At 55.5% G+C, this 17,394-nt stretch carries 16 protein-coding genes; 10 read left to right on the top strand and 6 right to left on the bottom strand.

The features are described 5' to 3' along the window. Positions 1–215 precede the first annotated feature (215 nt). Both DSCA_RS10170 and DSCA_RS10175 read right to left on the bottom strand, forming a co-directional pair. Entirely contained in the window at positions 216–1,577 is a 1,362-nt protein-coding gene (locus tag DSCA_RS10170) for a sigma-54-dependent transcriptional regulator (protein ID WP_155316332.1), read from the bottom strand. Further along, positions 1,552–3,513, bottom strand: a complete 1,962-nt coding sequence (locus tag DSCA_RS10175) for an ATP-binding protein (protein ID WP_167527699.1) — start codon at positions 3,511–3,513, stop codon at positions 1,552–1,554. Before DSCA_RS10175 ends, DSCA_RS10170 begins: the two co-directional genes overlap by 26 nt. 438 nt (positions 3,514–3,951) lie before the next feature. On the opposite strand from DSCA_RS10175, the gene DSCA_RS10180 reads away from it, so the two are divergent. From DSCA_RS10180 to DSCA_RS32515, 7 genes are all read left to right on the top strand, one after another. Next, on the top strand, positions 3,952–4,956 hold the full coding sequence (locus tag DSCA_RS10180; RefSeq protein WP_155316334.1) for an aliphatic sulfonate ABC transporter substrate-binding protein: 1,005 nt from the start codon (positions 3,952–3,954) through the stop codon (positions 4,954–4,956). 60 nt (positions 4,957–5,016) lie between these two features. Beyond that, positions 5,017–5,778: an ABC transporter permease gene (locus DSCA_RS10185; RefSeq protein WP_155316335.1), complete on the top strand. Its 762-nt coding sequence runs from the start codon at positions 5,017–5,019 to the stop codon at positions 5,776–5,778. Further along, positions 5,766–6,569: an ABC transporter ATP-binding protein gene (locus DSCA_RS10190; protein WP_155316336.1), complete on the top strand. Its 804-nt coding sequence runs from the start codon at positions 5,766–5,768 to the stop codon at positions 6,567–6,569. The genes DSCA_RS10185 and DSCA_RS10190 overlap by 13 nt, the downstream gene beginning before the upstream one ends. Before the next feature lie 67 nt (positions 6,570–6,636). Beyond that, positions 6,637–8,088 carry a trimethylamine methyltransferase family protein gene (locus DSCA_RS10195; RefSeq protein WP_155316337.1) on the top strand — a complete coding sequence of 484 codons (1,452 nt, stop codon included), beginning with the start codon at positions 6,637–6,639 and terminating at the stop codon, positions 8,086–8,088. Between the two features lie 57 nt (positions 8,089–8,145). Continuing rightward, positions 8,146–8,712 carry a corrinoid protein gene (locus DSCA_RS10200; protein WP_231716434.1) on the top strand — a complete coding sequence of 189 codons (567 nt, stop codon included), beginning with the start codon at positions 8,146–8,148 and terminating at the stop codon, positions 8,710–8,712. A gap of 158 nt (positions 8,713–8,870) precedes the next feature. Further along, positions 8,871–9,314: a dihydropteroate synthase gene (locus DSCA_RS32510; RefSeq protein ID WP_231716435.1), complete on the top strand. Its 444-nt coding sequence runs from the start codon at positions 8,871–8,873 to the stop codon at positions 9,312–9,314. 14 nt (positions 9,315–9,328) lie between these two features. Continuing rightward, a complete protein-coding gene (locus tag DSCA_RS32515; protein ID WP_231716436.1) occupies positions 9,329–9,697 on the top strand; it encodes a pterin-binding domain-containing protein in 369 nt (122 codons plus the stop codon). Positions 9,698–9,994: 297 nt separating this feature from the next. Here the strand turns inward: DSCA_RS32515 and DSCA_RS10210 are convergent, their stop codons facing one another. The 4 genes from DSCA_RS10210 to DSCA_RS10225 form a co-directional block, all read right to left on the bottom strand. Beyond that, on the bottom strand, positions 9,995–10,855 hold the full coding sequence (locus DSCA_RS10210) for a GIY-YIG nuclease family protein (RefSeq protein WP_155316338.1): 861 nt from the start codon (positions 10,853–10,855) through the stop codon (positions 9,995–9,997). 342 nt (positions 10,856–11,197) lie between these two features. Further along, on the bottom strand, positions 11,198–11,986 hold the full coding sequence (locus DSCA_RS10215; RefSeq protein ID WP_167527700.1) for an IclR family transcriptional regulator: 789 nt from the start codon (positions 11,984–11,986) through the stop codon (positions 11,198–11,200). A gap of 372 nt (positions 11,987–12,358) precedes the next feature. Then, positions 12,359–12,547, bottom strand: coding sequence for a hypothetical protein (locus tag DSCA_RS10220; RefSeq protein ID WP_155316340.1), 189 nt, complete (start codon positions 12,545–12,547; stop codon positions 12,359–12,361). 42 nt (positions 12,548–12,589) lie between these two features. Continuing rightward, the gene (locus DSCA_RS10225) at positions 12,590–13,921 is read right to left on the bottom strand and encodes a phenylacetate--CoA ligase family protein (RefSeq protein ID WP_155316341.1); all 1,332 of its coding nucleotides are present in this window, start codon (positions 13,919–13,921) and stop codon (positions 12,590–12,592) included. A gap of 583 nt (positions 13,922–14,504) precedes the next feature. On the opposite strand from DSCA_RS10225, the gene DSCA_RS10230 reads away from it, so the two are divergent. The 3 genes from DSCA_RS10230 (at position 14,505) to DSCA_RS10240 (ending at position 17,394) form a co-directional block, all read left to right on the top strand. Continuing rightward, on the top strand, positions 14,505–15,527 hold the full coding sequence (locus tag DSCA_RS10230; protein WP_155316342.1) for a TRAP transporter substrate-binding protein: 1,023 nt from the start codon (positions 14,505–14,507) through the stop codon (positions 15,525–15,527). Positions 15,528–15,640: 113 nt separating this feature from the next. After that, complete coding sequence (locus DSCA_RS10235) at positions 15,641–16,081, top strand: TRAP transporter small permease (protein ID WP_167527701.1); 441 nt, start codon at positions 15,641–15,643, stop codon at positions 16,079–16,081. Continuing rightward, the gene (locus DSCA_RS10240; protein WP_155316344.1) at positions 16,078–17,394 is read left to right on the top strand and encodes a TRAP transporter large permease; all 1,317 of its coding nucleotides are present in this window, start codon (positions 16,078–16,080) and stop codon (positions 17,392–17,394) included. Before DSCA_RS10235 ends, DSCA_RS10240 begins: the two co-directional genes overlap by 4 nt.

The raw sequence follows: 17,394 nt of genomic DNA on the forward strand, positions 1-17,394 counted from the left end.
ATCATTTTTTTGCCTGTGATAGCAAATTGAAAGTCAACTAATCATAGGGAAAGGCCAACCACCAGATGTAGCGGTTGGCCTCTCTGATTTTTTGTCAACCTATCGGTAAACCTTCAGCAGATATCTGCAATTAGCCTTACTGGCAGCTTTGTTATGGTAAACAAAAAGAGAACCGACCACAATCATCGTTTGATGGACATTGTGCAAACTCGGAGTCAATCTTCCATCTGATAATGAGCCAATTTGTCGTAAAGTGTTCTTCTGCCGATCCCTAAGAAAACGGCCGCTTTGGAGCGATTGCCTTCGGCCAGTCGTAACGCGCGACGAATAGCGTTTTTCTCGGCCTCTTCCACCGCTTTTTTAAGTAGCACCGGTTCAGAGGAGCTGTCCTCGCAGGCAAATTCCTTGTCCATGCCCCCGGCTCCGAAGCATTCGGAATCGATCAACGAACCGTCGGAAAGCAGTACCGCCCGTTCGATCATGTTCTTCAGTTCACGAATATTCCCTTTCCAGGGCAGTTCCATGATTTTTCTTAAAACGGTCGGGCTCAACTTGGTCACGTCTTTGTTGTGCCGCTGGTTGAATTCGCGCACGAACTGCCCCACAAATTGCAGCAGATCCTCCCGGCGCTCCCTCAAGGCCGGCAGGTTCAGTGGGATCAGGGAGAGACGATAGTAAAGGTCCTCGCGGAACCCACCCGTATCGACTTCCTTTTTCAGGTCGCGATTGGTTGCGGAGATGAAGCGGACGTCGATCTTGATGGGGTGGTTGCCGCCAACCGGACGGATCTCCAGTTCCTGGATGGCCCGCAGCAGCTTCACCTGGGTCTGGGGCGGCAGTTCGCCGATCTCATCCAGGAAAACCGTTCCGCTGTGGGCCTCTTCCAGCAATCCCCGTTTGGCTCGAATGGCGCCGGTGAAGGCTCCTTTGACATGGCCGAACAGTTCGCTCTCCAGAAGGTTCTCCGGAAGCGCACCGCAATCGATGGTGACGAAGGGGCCTTGGTTGCGGTTGCTGAGAGAATGGATGTGTCTGGCCAACATGGTTTTTCCGGTGCCGGTTTCCCCTTGAATGAGCACCGAGGTATCTGAGGCTGACACCTTCTCGATGATGGCCATGACCTTTTTCATCGGCCGGCTTTCGCCGATGATGAGAAGATTATCACAGGCCTCTTCTTCCTCTTCGTCCAGCCTGGAAAGGCGGCGGTGCATCATGCCGAATTCCACGGCGCGCTGGGCCATGATTTCCAATTCCTGGCGTTTGAAGGGCTTGGTCACATAGTGAAAAGCCCCGATCTTAATGGCCTCCACTGCGCTTTCGATGGTGCCTGCACCGGTGATGATGATAAAGGGCAGATCCTTGTCGATGGAGCGGATTTTTTTCAGCAGGTCCATTCCGCTCATGCCCTCCAGGGCCAGATCGGAAATCACCAGATCGTATTCGGTTTCGGTTAGGGCATTCCAGGCCTCCTCTGCGCTGGCTACGGCGGTGACCGCATACCCTTTGCGCAAAAAGAACCGCTTCAGAAACAAAAGCATCTCCGGCTCGTCTTCAACGATCAGCAGGCGCGTTTCCATTGCTTCTCTCCGTTAGAACCGGGAGGTCCACGAACATGGCGGTGCCTCCCAGGTCGCTGTCTTCGACGGCGACGTTGCCGTCATGTTTTTTCAAAATTCGTGCGGCGACGAACAGGCCCAGCCCGACGCCCTGGGTTTTGCCGCTGGTGAAAAAAGGCTCGAAGATGTGCGGCCGATGCTCCTCGGGAACGCCTTTGCCGCTGTCTTCGATGCCAATCCGATGGTACCTGCCGGAACCATCTCTGCCGACACGCAGCCGCAGCATGCCTTCTCCGGACATGCTTTCGACGGCATTGAGCAGCAGATTGATGAACACCTGCTGCAGTTGGTTTTCGTCGCCCCGGACCCAGTGGTTTTCGGCATTCAGGTCGCGAAGTACCTTGATCTTTTTCAGGCGCGGCTTCAAAAAGTGCAGGCACTCCTCCAGCAGGACGGCGACATCCAGGTCCACCCGGTGAGATGCGTCCGAAGATGCCTGATCCAACAGGGCCCGGGTGATATTTCCGGCACGAAGCGCATTGCGCCGGATGGCGGTCAGGCTTTCCTGGCTTTCGGCATCGTCCAGTTCGCCGCTGATCAGGTCCTCCGCATGGGCCAGGATGATGCCGATGGGATTGTTGACCTCGTGGGCCACGCCGGCAGCGATCTTTCCGATGGTCGCCAGGCGCTCGGAAGCGATCAGTTCCCGCTCCATCAATTTTCGTTTGGTCAGGTCCCGCGCGAAGCAGCATGCCAGCCGTTCCTCTTCGCTGCTGCGACGGAGCCTGGCGGCCACAAATTCGACGTTGATCCGACGGCCGCTGTGGTTGGTCAGTTCGGTCTCCAGGGATGCGATTTGAGCGGCAAACAGTTCTTCTAAAAAAACACTGAGTTTTTCTTTGTCTTTGGGGATCACAAGGGACTGCAGCTTACTGGCCAGCAGTTGGTCCTGGGGGATCCGCAGCTTCTCGACGGCACTCTGGTTGGCCAGACGGATAACGCCCTTTTTATTGATCAGGAACACCATGTCCGGCGACGACTCGATCAACTGCCGATGGCGTTCTTCAGAGACGCTGAGTTGTCCGGTGACCTGGGCCACTGTTCGTTTCAGGGCGATGTGCCAGAAAAACAGAAGAAGGGCAACAGCAGCCACACTGGCGGCAACGAGAACAACCAGCGGTGCGAAACGCTGCCACAGGTAGGATACATAACTTCTCCCCAGCCATTTTTCCCGGACCTGGTCAAGCTGGCCGCTCTTGATCGCCTCTCCCAAGGCCTTGCTCAAGCCCGAATTCAACGGCTGGTTGTCTTTGGCGATGATCATGGTGAACGGAAAGCGCCCCATGCGGACCCCGGCCTGCCGAATGTTTTGCAACCCGTACTTGCCGATCAGATAGGTGGCCATCTGATCGGAATAGTCGATGAATTCCCTGGCCTGCCCGGAGTTGACGATCATCAATGCCTCTTTGACAGACCGCGCCTGGATGAAGCCGCTTTTTTCGCCCCCAGCTCTGGAAGCTACATACGGCTGATCCCGAACGACAACACTTTTAATGGCTTTCAAAGCAGTGCGGCTCGTTTTGTCATCAGGATGATGGACAAACAGGTAGCGCTTGACATAGATCAGGATTTCCATGGTGCTGAACTGCTGGCGCTGCGTTTCGTTCAGGGCAATGCCGACGACAAGGTCCAGGTCGCCGTCTTTTAAGGCCCGCAGCAGATCGGCATCCCTTCCCACCAGATAGCGCGGCTCGGTTGATAGCGCGGCGCTCAACATATTCAGGACGTCCACGCTGTATCCGCGAACTTCGCTCTCACCTTCATCTTGATAGGAGAAAGGAGGAAATCCCATGGGCACGCCGATGCGCAGCTGTTTTTGGGCAATGGCTGCCGCCGGAATAGACAGGATCAGTAGTACGCAGAGGCCGAACAGCCAACGGGTTGAACGCGAGTTCATATATTTAGAACGGCTCATTGAATTCATAGTGAACAGTATATGCAATCGGCAGGCCTGTCACGGGGCGTGACCGATTTTTGGGTTAAATCATCAACATTATAACTGTTCAAGGCTATTCGATGTCAAACCATCCGTTCCTTTTCCTGTTCGGCACAATGGCTGGGACGTGCTCTAAAAATGTGCCATTTCCCGCACTACATGCAGGATTGTGCGCTCCGCCGCACACTGTTGCATGTCTTCCCGTAATAACAGACAATCATTAACCAACATAACCACTTGTTAATTATTGAAATTTATCACATGGCACAAATGTTGATCTTGTTAATTCTCGATCCGGATTGAAGAAGCCTGCACCCCTGACAGAATCAGTTTTAATTGTAGCGACACTTCATACGGATATCATTCAATAACCCATCATTAACGGAGGAGAAAATGAAAATGACCGGTTTTTTTAGAAAGTCGTTGATCCTGGCTGCCGCCCTGATCCTGGCCATCAGCGTCGTTGCGGTGCATGCCGAAGGCAAACCCGAAAAGGTGACCGTGATCTATGGCGGTTCGTCCTGGCTGGGACACTACCCGGCCTGGGTCGGCATTGAAAAGGGGCTGTTCAAGAATCACGGCCTGGGCGTATTGTTTCAGAATTTCTATGCCTCCTCCGGCCGCATGGGGTCATTGGTGGCTGGAGATCTGGATGTGGCCTCCACGGGAAGCATTTCCGCAATCGCCCTGATGGCATCCGGCAGCAGGGGCTTCATGGCTTTCGGCACCCAGGATTCCTACGCCACCGTAGAAGGCATCATCGCCAAAGAGAGCATTAAAACCATCAAGGACCTCAGAGGCAAACGGATCGCCGCACCCTTTGCCTCCAGCGCGCATGTACTCGTGCTGGATATCCTGGAGCAAAACGGCCTGGACCCGGAAAAAGACCTGACCCTGCTCAACCTGAAGGTCAACGAGATGCCGGCTGCCATGGGTTCCGGGGAAATCGACGCCTGTGCGGCCTGGACCCCGCATTTCAACAAACTGCTCAATATGCCGGGCAACCACATGCTGGTGAACGATACCGAGTTCAGCCTGTACAAGGAGTTTAAACTGGGCCCCGGCCCTGACCTGCTGGTGGTCCGTAAAGAGTTTGCCGAGAAATACCCCAACACCTGCAAAGCGTTTGTCAAAGGCTATTTCGAAGCGGTGGACATGCTGATCAATCAGCCCGAAGAGTGCGCCAAGGTGCTGGTCAAGCTCACCAACCTGAGCATGGAAGACCAGATGACGGTGCTCAAGGACATCACCTGGATCAAAGGCAACGAGCAGAAAGCTCTGATGGTAGATCCCGGCGGTTTCACAACTGGTATGCAGCAACTGGCCGAGTTCCTGGTTAAGCACCAGCAGATCGATGAGGCGCCCAAAGTGAAGACCTGGATCGCCGAAAGCATGGTTCCGTAATCATTCATTTCCTTAAGGAGGGCCTTTTACGGCCCTCCTCGCATCCATCGGGGGGAGGCCATGAAAGTAGACAGCACTGCAAAATCGCTAACCATCAGTATTGTCTCGCTATTGATATTCATATCCGCCTGGGAGCTCTTCTGCCGCCTGGGATTCATCGAGCCGCTGTTCATGCCGGCTCCGTCCAAAATACTGACCCGGGCCATGAAACTGATCGACAACGGGCAGCTTGTGGTTCACACCCTGGCGTCCACCCGGCGCGTCATGGTGGGTTTCATCGTGTCAAGCATGGTGGCGATTCCCTTCGGTATTTTTCTGGGGTCGTCCCGTTTCTTCATGGCCGTGTTCGATCCGCTGATTTCCCTGCTCCGGCCGTTGCCTTCCATGAGCTGGATCCCCCTGTCTCTGCTGTGGCTGGGCATCACCGAAACCCAGAAGTACTCCATCGTCTTCATGGGCTCCTTTGCGCCGTCACTGCTGTATATCATCGAAGCCACCAAAGGCATTGATCCTCTCTTGATCCGCGCTGCCAAGAATCTTGGGGCATCAAAACTGGATGTCATGCGGGAAGTGATCCTGCCGGGCTCCCTACCGCAGATTATCGCCGGTTTGAAAGTTATGCTTGGGATTGCCTGGACCTGTATCATTTCGGCGGAGCTCGTCGCCGCCAGGGAAGGTTTGGGATTCATGATCATGAACGGGAAAGAGTATTTTCAAACCGACACCGTTCTTTTGGGTATGGTGATGATCAGCATCACCGTCATGATCATCGACGTGGTATTCAGAAAATTCGAGAGGAGGCTGCTTCCATGGACACGGTAACCAGCGGAAATAAAATATCCATCCAGGGGGTTACGAAAACTTTTTCCGGCAAACGGGGAACAGTGACCGCTCTCAAGGACCTTTCCATGGATGTCGAAGATGGCGAGTTTTTGGTGATCGTAGGCGCATCGGGATGCGGTAAAACCACCTTGCTGAATCTAGTGGCCGGGTTTGATACACCGACACAGGGAAATATCATTTTAGACGGTCAGCCTGTGACCGGAATTACTCCGGAGTGTGGCATGATCTTCCAGCAGTATGCCCTTTTCCCTTGGAAAACGGTTCAGGAAAATGTCGAATTCGGAATGAAAATGAAGCGCATGCCCCATGCCGAGCGCCTGGAGCGGGCAGCTAAATTTATCGATATTGTGGGACTCAATGGTTTTGAAAAAAGCTACCCCCACCATTTGTCCGGGGGCATGAAACAGAGGGTTTCCATTGCCCGCAGCCTGGCAAACAATCCCAAGGTGATGCTTCTCGACGAACCCTTTGCCGCCCTGGATGCCATGACGCGCCAGGTGCTTCAGGAGCAGTTGGTCCGGATTTATGAAAAACATCGCAAAACAATCATATTTATAACGCACTCCATTGACGAAGCGTTGTTGCTGTCTTCCAGAATCATGGTGATGACCGCACGGCCAGGCAGGATCGCCCAAGAGATCATCAACGACCTGCCGCATCCGCGCAATGCCGATGTCCAGCTCTCCAGTCGTTACATGGAACTCAAACGGACCATTTGGGACAGTGTGCAAGCAGAAGTGATGAAAAGTATGGAAGTTGAAGCGGGCTGATAAAATTCCAATTCTGGAAAATGTAAACTCTCAAAAGTATGGAACAATTTTAAAAGGAGAATCCCAAATGAACTCCAAGGGTCTGAGCGGCGGCATTTACAAGCCCTTGTCGCCCGCAGGCATCGACGCCATTCACGATGCATCGCTGACCATTTTAGAAAAGACCGGCATCACCTTCGAAGCCGGCCTGGAAGAGACCGTGGATATGCTGGCCGGGGCCGGCGCCACCGTGGACCGTGAAAACAGCCCTATCCGCTTCCCCCGGGACCTGGTTCTGGAGCAGGCGGCCAAGGCCCCTTCCCGGGTGGTGCTCTATGCCCGCGACGGCAAAAGCGACCTGGAACTCACCGAGGACAAGGTGCACCTGGGCACCGGCGGCGCCGCAGTCAAAATCCTGGATCTGGAGAACGGTCAGCAGCGTTCGTCGACCCTTCATGATTTGTATGAGATCGGCCGCCTGGTGGACGGGTTGGACCACATCCACTTCTTTTTGCGGCCCTGCATCCCCACGGACATCCCCGAATCGGAATACGACGTCAACATGTTCTACGCCTGCCTCAAGGCCACGGGCAAACATGTCATGAGCGGGGTCAACGATGAGGCCGGACTGGAGCGCATCATCGAATTGGCTTCCACGGTGGCAGGTGGCGAAGAGGCGTTCAAGGAAAAGCCGTTTATCTCGGTGATCACTTCTTTCTCCATCTCGCCTCTCAAACTGTGCACCCAGTCCACCCGCATCATGCAGGCCTGCAACCGCCGGGACATCCCCGTGGCCCTTTCGGCCGCGCCCATGTCGGGCTCCACCAGCCCCATGACCATGGCCGGAACGTTGGCTCAGCTACACGCGGAACAGCTGGCCGGCATCGCCATCTGCCAGCTGACCCGACCCGGCGCCCCGCTGCTCTACGGCGGCATTCCGGGCATGGCCAACATGGCCACCATGGGCTACCAGGGCGGGGGCGTGGAGTGCGGCATGATGAACGCCGCCATCCACCAGCTGGCCGCCCATATCGAGGTGCCCAACTACAACTCGGCGGGCCTGTCCGACTCCAAGCTGCCCGACGCCCAGGCCGGCTGGGAAAAGGCCATGACCGTGCTGTTGGGTGCCATGGGCGGCTCCAACTACATGCACCACAGCGCCGGCATGCTGGAATCCATGCTGACCGTGGCCCACGAACAATACGTGATCGACGACGAAATCATCGGCATGGCCTGCAAGGTGCTCAAGGGCATTGAGGTGGACGCCGACCATCTGGCCATGGAGGTGATCGACTCCGTCGGTCCTGCGGGCAATTTCATGATGTCGCCCCACACGATGCAGTACATGCGCAGCGAGTACTTCCAGGGCCACGGGGTGACGGACGCCAAGAGCCGGCACCAGTGGGAGCGGGGCGGCAGCCTAAACGCCCGGGACAGGGCCAGAAATATCGCCCGCAAGATCCTGGAAGCACCGGAGACCCCGTATATTTCCGAGGGTATTGACCAGGCGATTCGAGAAAAATTCAACATCCTGCTGTAGGTATTATAAGGAGAAAACCAATAACCACCCAAGAAATTTTCAACGCCGTCCTGGCCTTTGACGAAGCCACCGCCCTGGCCAAAACCCAAGGCTGAGATCGATGCCGGCACGGCCATCGAAACCATCCTCAAGGACGGCCTGATCGACGCCATGGACGAAGTCGGCGAAAAGTTCAGCGCCGGAGAGTTCTTCGTACCCGAGATGCTAATGGCCGCCCAGGCCATGAAGGCCGGCCTGGAGCTGCTCAAACCCCATTTGGGCGAAGGCGGCAGCCAGAGCAAGGGCACGGCCGTTATCGGCACGGTCAAGGGAGATTTGCACGACATCGGCAAAAACCTGGTGTCCATGATGATGGAAGGGGCCGGTTTCGAGGTCGTGGATCTGGGCGTGGACGTGGAAAGCGAAGCCTTTGTCAAACGTGCGGCTGAAAAGAACGCCGACGTGATCACCCTTTCGGCGTTGTTAACCACGACCATGCCGGCCATGGAGAGCACGGTCAAGGCGACGCGAACGATCATCGGGGGCGCGCCGGTGCCCCAGGCCTTTGCCGACCAGATTGGTGCCGATGGCTGCAGCGCCGACGCCCCGGGGGCGGTGAAGATAGTAAAGGAATTGGTCGCATAAAGCGAACCGATACCACATCAACTATTAGATACACACGCTCTCTTGCAGGGCCTCCTCCTGCTGCCAGGGCGGGCACGATCCAAGGCATCTCCTCGCCAATAACGGGTCGTGCCTGTCTTCCTCGGCATAAAGGTGTGCGTTTTATAGGAGTGAGACCAATGATCATCATCGGCGAACTGATCAACGCCAGAAGAAAGGCGATCAAGGCGGCCATCGAGGCCGACGATGCAGCAGCCATCCAGAAGGTGGCCACAGACCAGGCTGAAGCCGGGGCCGACTACATCGACGTCAACGCCGGCATCTTCGTGGGCCAAGAGCCCGAATACCTGAAGTGGCTGGTGGAAACGGTGCAGGCCGTCACCGACAAGCCCTGCGCCATCGACAGCCCGGACCCGTTGTCCATCGAGGCGGCCCTTTCCGTGCACCAGGGCACCCCCATGATCAACCCCATCTCCCTGGAGAAGGAGCGCTACGACAAACTCATGCCCATTGTCGCCGATACGGACATGAAGGTCATCGCCCTGTGCATGAGCGACAGCGGCATGCCCCAGACCGTGGGCGACCGCATGCGCATCGCCGATGAGCTGGTGGCGGCCTGCTGAAGAACAACGTCAAGGTGGAGAACATCTTCGTGGACCCGCTGGTGCAGCCCCTGTCGGTGGACGGTACTTTCGGGGTGGAGTTCATCAACACCAGCGAAAAAAGCGTCGCAACCTATCCGGGAATCCACACGGCCTGCGGGCTGAGCAACATCAGCTATGGCCTGCCGGCCAGAAAGTTCATGAACCAGACCTTCATGACCATGGCCATCGCCAAGGGGCTGGACGGAGCGATCATCAACCCGCTGGACCAGCGCATGATGGCCAACATCATCGCCGCCGCGGCCCTGGCCGGCAAGGACAACTTCTGCATGAACTACCTCAAGGCTTTCAGAGTAGGCGTTTTTGAACAGCCACAATTTGTTTTTTTGAGAAAATCCCGCTAAACAGTCCGTTCAAAGATAGATCGATCTGGTACGTTTCCGAGTGACAGATGGAGGGCAGGCGAGCGAGCCCGCAGGGCAAAGCTCGCGGAGCCTGCGCTGCTCTAATCACAGGTCCTACTGAAATAAAGATACGTTGGATATCTGAACCGCAGTCAAGTCAAGTCATTTGAAGCAACGCAGTCCTTGGGTGTTCGGACCCTGTTGAATTGGAAAAGCCGGGGTTGCCCGCACTTGATCGCTCTTTGACAATTTATGGTGGTAACGCTTCCACTAACTGGCGGCGGTACACCGTACCGTTCAGTGGGTTGTTCTGCTCCGTCCGGCAAGGTTTCGATTCAGGCCCATCTCACGGCTCTGCAACTTGGCCTGCCATCTTCCTTCCATTTCCAGTATGTCGTTGTCCGTGGCCGACGAACCTGCAACTTCCAGTATGGACACTTGGTAGTCACTTGGGTCTCGGCTCTTCAAACCGAGGTTGCCACCATGTCCAGTTTGAACGTAGTCGTGCCATCTACCCCAGAACCCCATGGTTCCGCTTGCAGAGCCAACGTACTGCTCTTTGGTCCTGGGGCATGTGAGTAGGTACACGCCACGCGCCGCTTGTAGAGCATGACGCCAACTTTGCGGCAATCGCCCGAGGCTCGACAGGGACTGAATGAAGTTGATAAAGCCAGGAAACTCGGGCTCCTTGAAGCGCCTGCGTAACTCCACAATAGGCTTGTCCTGGCGGTTGGCGTATTGAACCCATGCAAGGGCTCCGGCTCCCCAGTCGATGAAGAGCCGCCCAATGAACTCGGTCGCTTCGTCGCACAGCGTGAGGTCGTAGACATCATAAATGCCCGCCTTGTCAATTCCATCCCGGTGAGGCTGTGGGGTGTCTTTGTCGAGCAGCCCGCGGTAGCGTGCTGCGTAGATCCCCGCAAACATGGTCTCGTTGCTCAGATTCACCACGAACACTGCCCAGTACGGAGCGGAGAACTTCTTTCGGGCGGCGATCCTCTGGAGAGACTGATACTGCTCGAAGAGGTCGCGGCTATCACGCCACAGTTCATATACGGAGCGACCACGTGCAGCCGACGTGTCTTTGTGACGTACGAGGCGCACCTCCTTTGGATCAAGGCCTGTATCGCGAAGGACGTTGTTGAACATGAGCGGCATCGTGATTTCTCCTTTCTCTTGAGCAGAACTTAGTTATTCATTCGCTGCGAATTAATTGCACACCAAAATTATCAGGCCAGGTATTTAGCTACAGGGGGTGCGTTGTTTACGGAGGAGGGTCAAATTACAGATACATCGAGTATCCCAGGAAGCATCAAGCCCGAGATACGAAATGATAATCAAACGAGCCCAATAAGAAAATAGATACTTAATAAACTATGCGGCTTGGTGCTGCTGTGAGATCAATACGATTCCCGAAAGCTACACTTTCTCTGGAAATGGATTCAACAATAAGACCACCATACCACTGGTGAGAAGTTATTCCAATGCCGGAAGCATCGCTCAGTCACCCGGCCCTTGATCAAGAATACCACGCAACTTGCCGGAAGCGGCCGTCATGACACCGATGGCGTGCGCAATCTTGTCATCGTCCATACGGTTAGACAGCCCCACCGCCCAGAAAGCCATGGGGGGCCCTTTAATGTTGTTCAGGGCAACGGCCACGGCCCGGACTCCGGTGAGATATTCCTCGTCGTCCACGCAATACCCGTTGGAACGGGCCTCTTCCAGCACAGCTAAATATTTCCCTTCATCGGTGATGGAGCGGGGGGTGTGGAAAGGCAGCCCGTTTTCCCGTATCAACTGCTGCGCCTCACCGGGAGGTTTGGCGGCCAGAAAAACCTTGCCGGCGGCACCGGCGAATAGGGGCAGGACAGTTCCCGGCGACGCCGAAATCTTCAGCGGATCCGCCGATTCGGCGGCAGCCAATATCAGAATGCGGTTGCAAATCAACGCACCCAGGACAAGGGTTTCCTTGATTCGGTCCCGCAACCGGTCGATGACGGGCTGCACCGCCTCGACCATTTTGATAGAATTCCAACTGGAAAAGGCCAGATCGATCACCGTCGGCCCCAGGTGGAGTTTGCGACCATCCGCCCCCTGCACCAGCGCACCTTCACGGAGTAACGCATGCACCAGCCCGTGGGTGGTGCTTTTGCTGTAGCCCAACTTTTTGGCAAGACCGGTGAGGCCGAACGGCTGGCGCGATTGCGCCACGGTGCGCAGCAGGTGGAATGCCTTGTGAACGGCCGGTGCCTGGTAGCCCGCCGATTTGTCTGCTGGTTTTGTCATTTCCCTACAACCTGATGCCCCTTCCCGCTGTCCCTCTCCCTTAAAGGGCGAGGGGACGCAACCGCGATCTGCGTTTATCATTAAGTTTTACCTCAGTGAACACATAGCCTGATCACCACCTGTAGTCAACCACGGCTGTGATCCTTCATAACGCGATAACCGCTCAATTTAAATATGGAAATTTAAGACTATAACCGCGGGCGGGACCGGTGTGTCCCCGGGGAAGGGTTCACCCCGTTGATCTCAAAGAAAAGTGGGCGGTCAAAGGGATCCAACCACCGCGCCTGTGTATTCGCCAACACCTTCAGGCGTTGAAAGTAGCTTGGCTCGCAAAACTCGACGTCTCACCATGAAAAAATGACAGCCACTGAATCATTCCATCTGTGCGGGATCGACAAAATTCATTTCCAGCATCTTGATGCTGGCGCGGACCCGGACCAGATTGCGTTCCAGCGCCGGGTAACCGGTGCGCAAGGATTCCAGCCGTTCGATCGCGGTTTTCATGGCATCGATTTCCAAGCCGATTGCGTGTAGGGTTTCCTCGATTGGCGTTTGATTCATTATCTTGGTCTCTTTGAGGGCACTTGAATCCGGAAACACGGTTTAGAGATGTTTCCGCAGGTCCTTGAAGCGCTTCGCTTTCACATCATAGCGGGGCAGCCGGCCATAGTCATAGAATTCCAGGCGGTAGCTCAGGTTGGTCTTTAGACGCAGTTGGTCCTTTAATTCGGTTTCGATGACTTTGGCGCGTTCTTCCTGCCCGGGGTCCAATTCCACCTTGAGCTTAATCCGGTCGATGTCCCCCAGCTTGTCCACGACGACCTCGTATTCATCGCCGAGACCATCGATCCCCCGGACCACCTCCTCGATGGCCGACGGGGCCAGCAGCACCCCTTTCACCTTGGTGATATCGTCCGCCCGGCCGATGACGCCGCCTTTGATCAGGCGAAAAGTTCGGCCGCAGGCGCACGGTTTTTCCCCCCACTCGATGATATCCTTGGAGTCGAAGCGGATGCAGGGCTGGGCGAACCGGTCCAGGGCGGTGATGACCATTTTTCCGCGGCGACAGGGCTCGTCTATGATCTCGCCGCTGTCGACATCTTCGATTTCGACCAGAAAAAAGGCTTCGTTGACGTGCATTCCTCCCGGCTGAGCCGCACATTCGTACGACCAGGCCCCGATTTCCGTGGCTCCGGCATGGTCGTACACCCGGGCATTCCAGGCGTCCTGCATCCGCTGCTTGGTAGTTGGGATACTGGCGCCCGGCTCTCCGGCACAGGTGACTTTGGTGACCCCCAACCCGGCCGGATCGATATCCATTTTGCGTCTGGCCGTATCCGCCATGCCCAAAATATACGTGGGGGTGGCCATGATGGCGGTGGCCTTGAGTTCCTGAATCTTCAGTATGCGCGCCTGGGTGTCCAGGACGCCTCCGGGAACCAGTTCGCAGCCGATTTTTTCGGCGGCGTAGTGGGCGGCCCAGAAAGCCACGAAAACATTGTATCCGAAGGGGAGAAACACCCGGTCCGAAGGGCGGTATCCCTGGGCCCACATGATAAAGGACCAGCACTCGGCCCACCATTCCCAATCCTGCCACGTATCGGCCTGGTAGACGGGCTGCCCGGTAGAGCCGCTGGTCTGGCGAAATGCCGTGACCTCCTCGAGGGGAACGCAGAGCATGTCTCCGTATGGAAAGGGATCCTTGCGCTGGATGCCGCGCATCATGGATTTTTCCACCTTGGGTACCCTGCGGATATCTTCGAAGCTGTGGATATCGGCAGGCGCGATCCCCGCATCGTCATAAAGCGCACGATGAAACCGGGAATGCTCGTAGGCCCATGTAAAGATCCGCTTGAACTTCAGCAGTTGCAGACGTTGCAGTTTCTCACGATCCATCTTCTCCAGTACCGGGTTCCAGTATGGCGTGTAATCCATGGACAAGCCTTTATCTTCAGATGTGATTAACGGCAGTATGCAGCGACGATTCGGCCCTTTGAAGCCGAATCGCCACTCGGGAAGGGATGGGACGTTCGCCCGACCATAAATAAGTTAGCCCGGTGGTGTATATGATCGGAATCATATAGGCGTGAGATACCCGATAATTTTTTAAATCATGAAGGTGTATGACGACGGTCATAGACATGGAATGAGCATGCGATTAAACGTTAGAAAGGGCAAGAGAAACAGAATGGCGATCAGGTGGGGACCGGACAGTCTAAATTGCCGTTCACGTATCCTATCCGACGATTTTTCCCGACCACGACAGCCTGTATTACACGCGGTATGAAACGAAATGGGATTGAAGGTTTGATCCGCAACCTTACGAGTGTTCGTGATTTCAATATCTTGAAATCACGATCGATAGACATAAACGACCATTTGAAAACCAAGCGGTCTGCCAGAGAATAAGCAATAGTTGCCCAACCAGCGTCGCACCTCCGATAAACGTTATGCTCAAAAATATACAGCCAACGGCTGAAGCATACCATCAACCCAAAAATGACATCGGGAGGGCCTCATGAAAAGATCCGTTTTGCTTGTTCCTGTTTTGCTGGCGATTATTGCGATCCCCCTGGCCTGGGTTACCACCGCATCTGCTGCCGATTTCAAATTAACCTACAGCAATTTTTTCCCGCCCACGCACATCCAGAGTAAACTCGCTGAAGCATGGTGCCAGGAAGTCGAGAAGCGCACCGGCGGCAAAGTCAAAGTAAACTACTTCCCGGGACAGACCCTGACCAAAGCCAAACAGTGCTACGACGGAACTGTGGAAGGAATCTCCGATATAGGCTTTTCGGTACTGGCCTATACCCGCGGACGATTCCCCGTCATGTCTGCCGTTGACCTGCCTCTGGGCTATTCCAGCGGCAAGGTGGCCACCGAAGTGGTCAATCGGGTAAACCAAAAATTCATGCCCAAAGAGTTCGACGATGTGAAAGTGATGTATCTGCATGCCCATGGCCCCGGACTGGTCCACACCAAAGGCAAAGCGGTCCGCAAATTGGAAGACATGAAGGGCCTGAAGTTTCGCGGCCATGGCACGAGCGCGCTGGTGGTCAAAGCCCTGGGCGGCACCCCGGTTCCCAAACCAATGCCTGAAACCTATGAAATGCTGCAAAAAGGGGTCGTCGAAGGCGCCGTCTACCCTCTCGAAGCCAACAAGGGGTGGAAGCTGGGAGAGGTGACCGACTACGCCACCTGCGCCTTCAGCGCCGCCTATACCACCTCTTTTTTCGTCGTGATGAACAAAGACAAGTGGAATTCCTTTCCCGCCGATATCCGGAAGACGATCGAACAAATCAATGCAGAGTGGATCGTGAAACATGGCGAAGCCTGGGATACCAGCGACATGAAGGGCATCCAGTTTTTTCTCAACCAGGGAGGACAGTTGCTTGGTGTCGACGCCCAGGAACAGGGCCGCTGGAAGCAGGCGGTGGCGCCGATCATCTCTAAATACGTAACCGATGCCAAGCAGAAAGGCGTGAGCAACGCCCAGGAAATCGTCGATTTCATCGTGAAAAGCCTAAACGAGCTGCAGTAGGGCTGTTTGTGTTCAGGGGGGGCGACTTTCGGCCCCCTGGCCCACGGAATGATAACGAATGGAGGATGGTCGCCGTTTTGAAATTGTTTCAATGGTTGCGGGATTTATTAAAAATGGGGGGCGCTGTCTGTCTGGTGGCCATGACAATAATGACCTGCGCGGACGTCGTCGGGCGTTATTTGGGGCACCCGATCCTCGGGTCGGTAGAAATCGCCGGGTTCATGGCCACGATGGCGGCGGCCCTGGCGCTTCCCTACACCCACCGCATGCGCGGCCACATTGGCGTTGAAGTCGTGGTGCGTCTTTTATCGCAACGGACCCAGGCCGCCATCGGGCTGTGTACGAATACACTGGCTTTTTTGATGTTCGCCGTGATTTCATGGCGTATGGCCAACTATGCCGAAACGATGCGCCGGTCCGGAGAAGTCTCCATCAGTCTTGAATTTCCCGAGCACACGATCATCTACATCACCGCTTTTTGCTTTCTGATTCTGACCTTGAACCTGCTTGAGGACGTTTTAAAAGACGTCAATACGCTAATGGGAAAAAAATGAGTCCTACGCTAATCGGTACCATCGGGCTTGTCGTCATGCTGGCGATGTTCATGACGCGTATGCCCGTCGCTTATGTCATGATCCTGGTGGGCTGGGTCGGCTTCAGCTATATGGTTTCGGTCAAGGGGGGCCTTAACCTGCTCTCGCGCAACATTTACGAAACCTTTTCCTCCTATGGCCTGACCACGATTCCGCTTTTCATCCTGATGGGCCAGATCGCCTTCAATGCCGGTATCGGGCGTCGATTGTACGACACCGCTTACAAATTTTTGGGAAGCACCCGCGGCGGCCTCGCCATGGCAACCGTAACCGCCTGCACGGCCTTTGGCGCGGTATGCGGATCAAGCCCGGCCACTGCGGCGACCATGGCGACAGTGGGTCTGCCAGAAATGAAACGTTACCAATACGCCGACGAACTCAGTTCCGGCTCTGTCGCGTCAGGAGGGGGGCTGGGAATGATCATGCCACCCAGCGTCGTTCTGATCGTCTACGGCATTCTGACCGAACAATCGATCGGCGCCCTTTTCGTAGCGGGAATCATCCCGGCCATCGTGATGACCCTCTTGTTCATCATTACCGTCATCATTCACTGCCGTTTACACCCGGACCAGGGACCTGCGGGCGAGACGTTCACCTGGCGCCAGAAGATGAAGTCCCTCTCCGGGATGGGGGATACGCTGGCAGTGTTCATTCTCGTCATGGGGGGGCTCTTCCTCGGCCTGTTTACCCCCACGGAAGCCGCAGCTGTTGGCGCTTTCGGCGTTCTGGCGGTTTCTGTCCTCAGGGGACATCTTTCATGGGATGGCTTCGTCAAGTCCCTGTATGAAACCCTGCGAACGTCCTGCATGGTGATGTTCTTGATCGCCGGTGCAGCCGTGTTCGGGAAATTCCTGGCCGTAACCCGCATACCGTTCAACATCGCCAGCGGTGTCGGGGGATTGAATCTGCCACCGTTTTTAATCCTGATGATCGTAATACTGGTTTACACGGTCGGCGGCTGTATCATGGACGCTCTGGCACTCGTCATGCTGACCATCCCGATATTTTACCCGCTGGTTGTCGAACAACTGGCCTATGATCCGATCTGGTTCGGCGTGATCATCGTGTTGATCACGCAAATGGGCGTTATCACCCCACCGGTCGGGATCAATGTGTACGTCGTCTATGGGGTTTCGCAAACAACAGGCGCCGACATTCCACTGGAATCAATATTCAAAGGCATCCTCCCGTTCCTGGCAGCCATTTTCATCGGCATCATCCTGATGATCATCTTCCCTCAGATCATCACCTGGCTCCCCGATCTGATGTACTGA

The organism is Desulfosarcina alkanivorans (assembly GCF_009688945.1).
GTDB classification, from domain to species: Bacteria; Desulfobacterota; Desulfobacteria; order Desulfobacterales; family Desulfosarcinaceae; genus Desulfosarcina; species Desulfosarcina alkanivorans.

Excerpts from the sequence above, each read along its gene's own strand:
- DSCA_RS10170 (WP_155316332.1), bottom strand. The coding sequence starts at position 1,577 with ATGGAAACGCGCCTGCTGATCGTTGAAGACGAGCCGGAGATGCTTTTG.
- DSCA_RS10175 (WP_167527699.1), bottom strand. The coding sequence starts at position 3,513 with ATGAACTCGCGTTCAACCCGTTGGCTGTTCGGCCTCTGCGTACTACTG.
- DSCA_RS10180 (WP_155316334.1), top strand. The coding sequence starts at position 3,952 with ATGACCGGTTTTTTTAGAAAGTCGTTGATCCTGGCTGCCGCCCTGATC.
- DSCA_RS10185 (WP_155316335.1), top strand. The coding sequence starts at position 5,017 with ATGAAAGTAGACAGCACTGCAAAATCGCTAACCATCAGTATTGTCTCG.
- DSCA_RS10190 (WP_155316336.1), top strand. The coding sequence starts at position 5,766 with ATGGACACGGTAACCAGCGGAAATAAAATATCCATCCAGGGGGTTACG.
- DSCA_RS10195 (WP_155316337.1), top strand. The coding sequence starts at position 6,637 with ATGAACTCCAAGGGTCTGAGCGGCGGCATTTACAAGCCCTTGTCGCCC.
- DSCA_RS32510 (WP_231716435.1), top strand. The coding sequence starts at position 8,871 with ATGATCATCATCGGCGAACTGATCAACGCCAGAAGAAAGGCGATCAAG.
- DSCA_RS10210 (WP_155316338.1), bottom strand. The coding sequence starts at position 10,855 with ATGCCGCTCATGTTCAACAACGTCCTTCGCGATACAGGCCTTGATCCA.
- DSCA_RS10215 (WP_167527700.1), bottom strand. The coding sequence starts at position 11,986 with ATGACAAAACCAGCAGACAAATCGGCGGGCTACCAGGCACCGGCCGTT.
- DSCA_RS10220 (WP_155316340.1), bottom strand. The coding sequence starts at position 12,547 with ATGAATCAAACGCCAATCGAGGAAACCCTACACGCAATCGGCTTGGAA.
- DSCA_RS10225 (WP_155316341.1), bottom strand. The coding sequence starts at position 13,921 with ATGGATTACACGCCATACTGGAACCCGGTACTGGAGAAGATGGATCGT.
- DSCA_RS10230 (WP_155316342.1), top strand. The coding sequence starts at position 14,505 with ATGAAAAGATCCGTTTTGCTTGTTCCTGTTTTGCTGGCGATTATTGCG.
- DSCA_RS10235 (WP_167527701.1), top strand. The coding sequence starts at position 15,641 with ATGGGGGGCGCTGTCTGTCTGGTGGCCATGACAATAATGACCTGCGCG.
- DSCA_RS10240 (WP_155316344.1), top strand. The coding sequence starts at position 16,078 with ATGAGTCCTACGCTAATCGGTACCATCGGGCTTGTCGTCATGCTGGCG.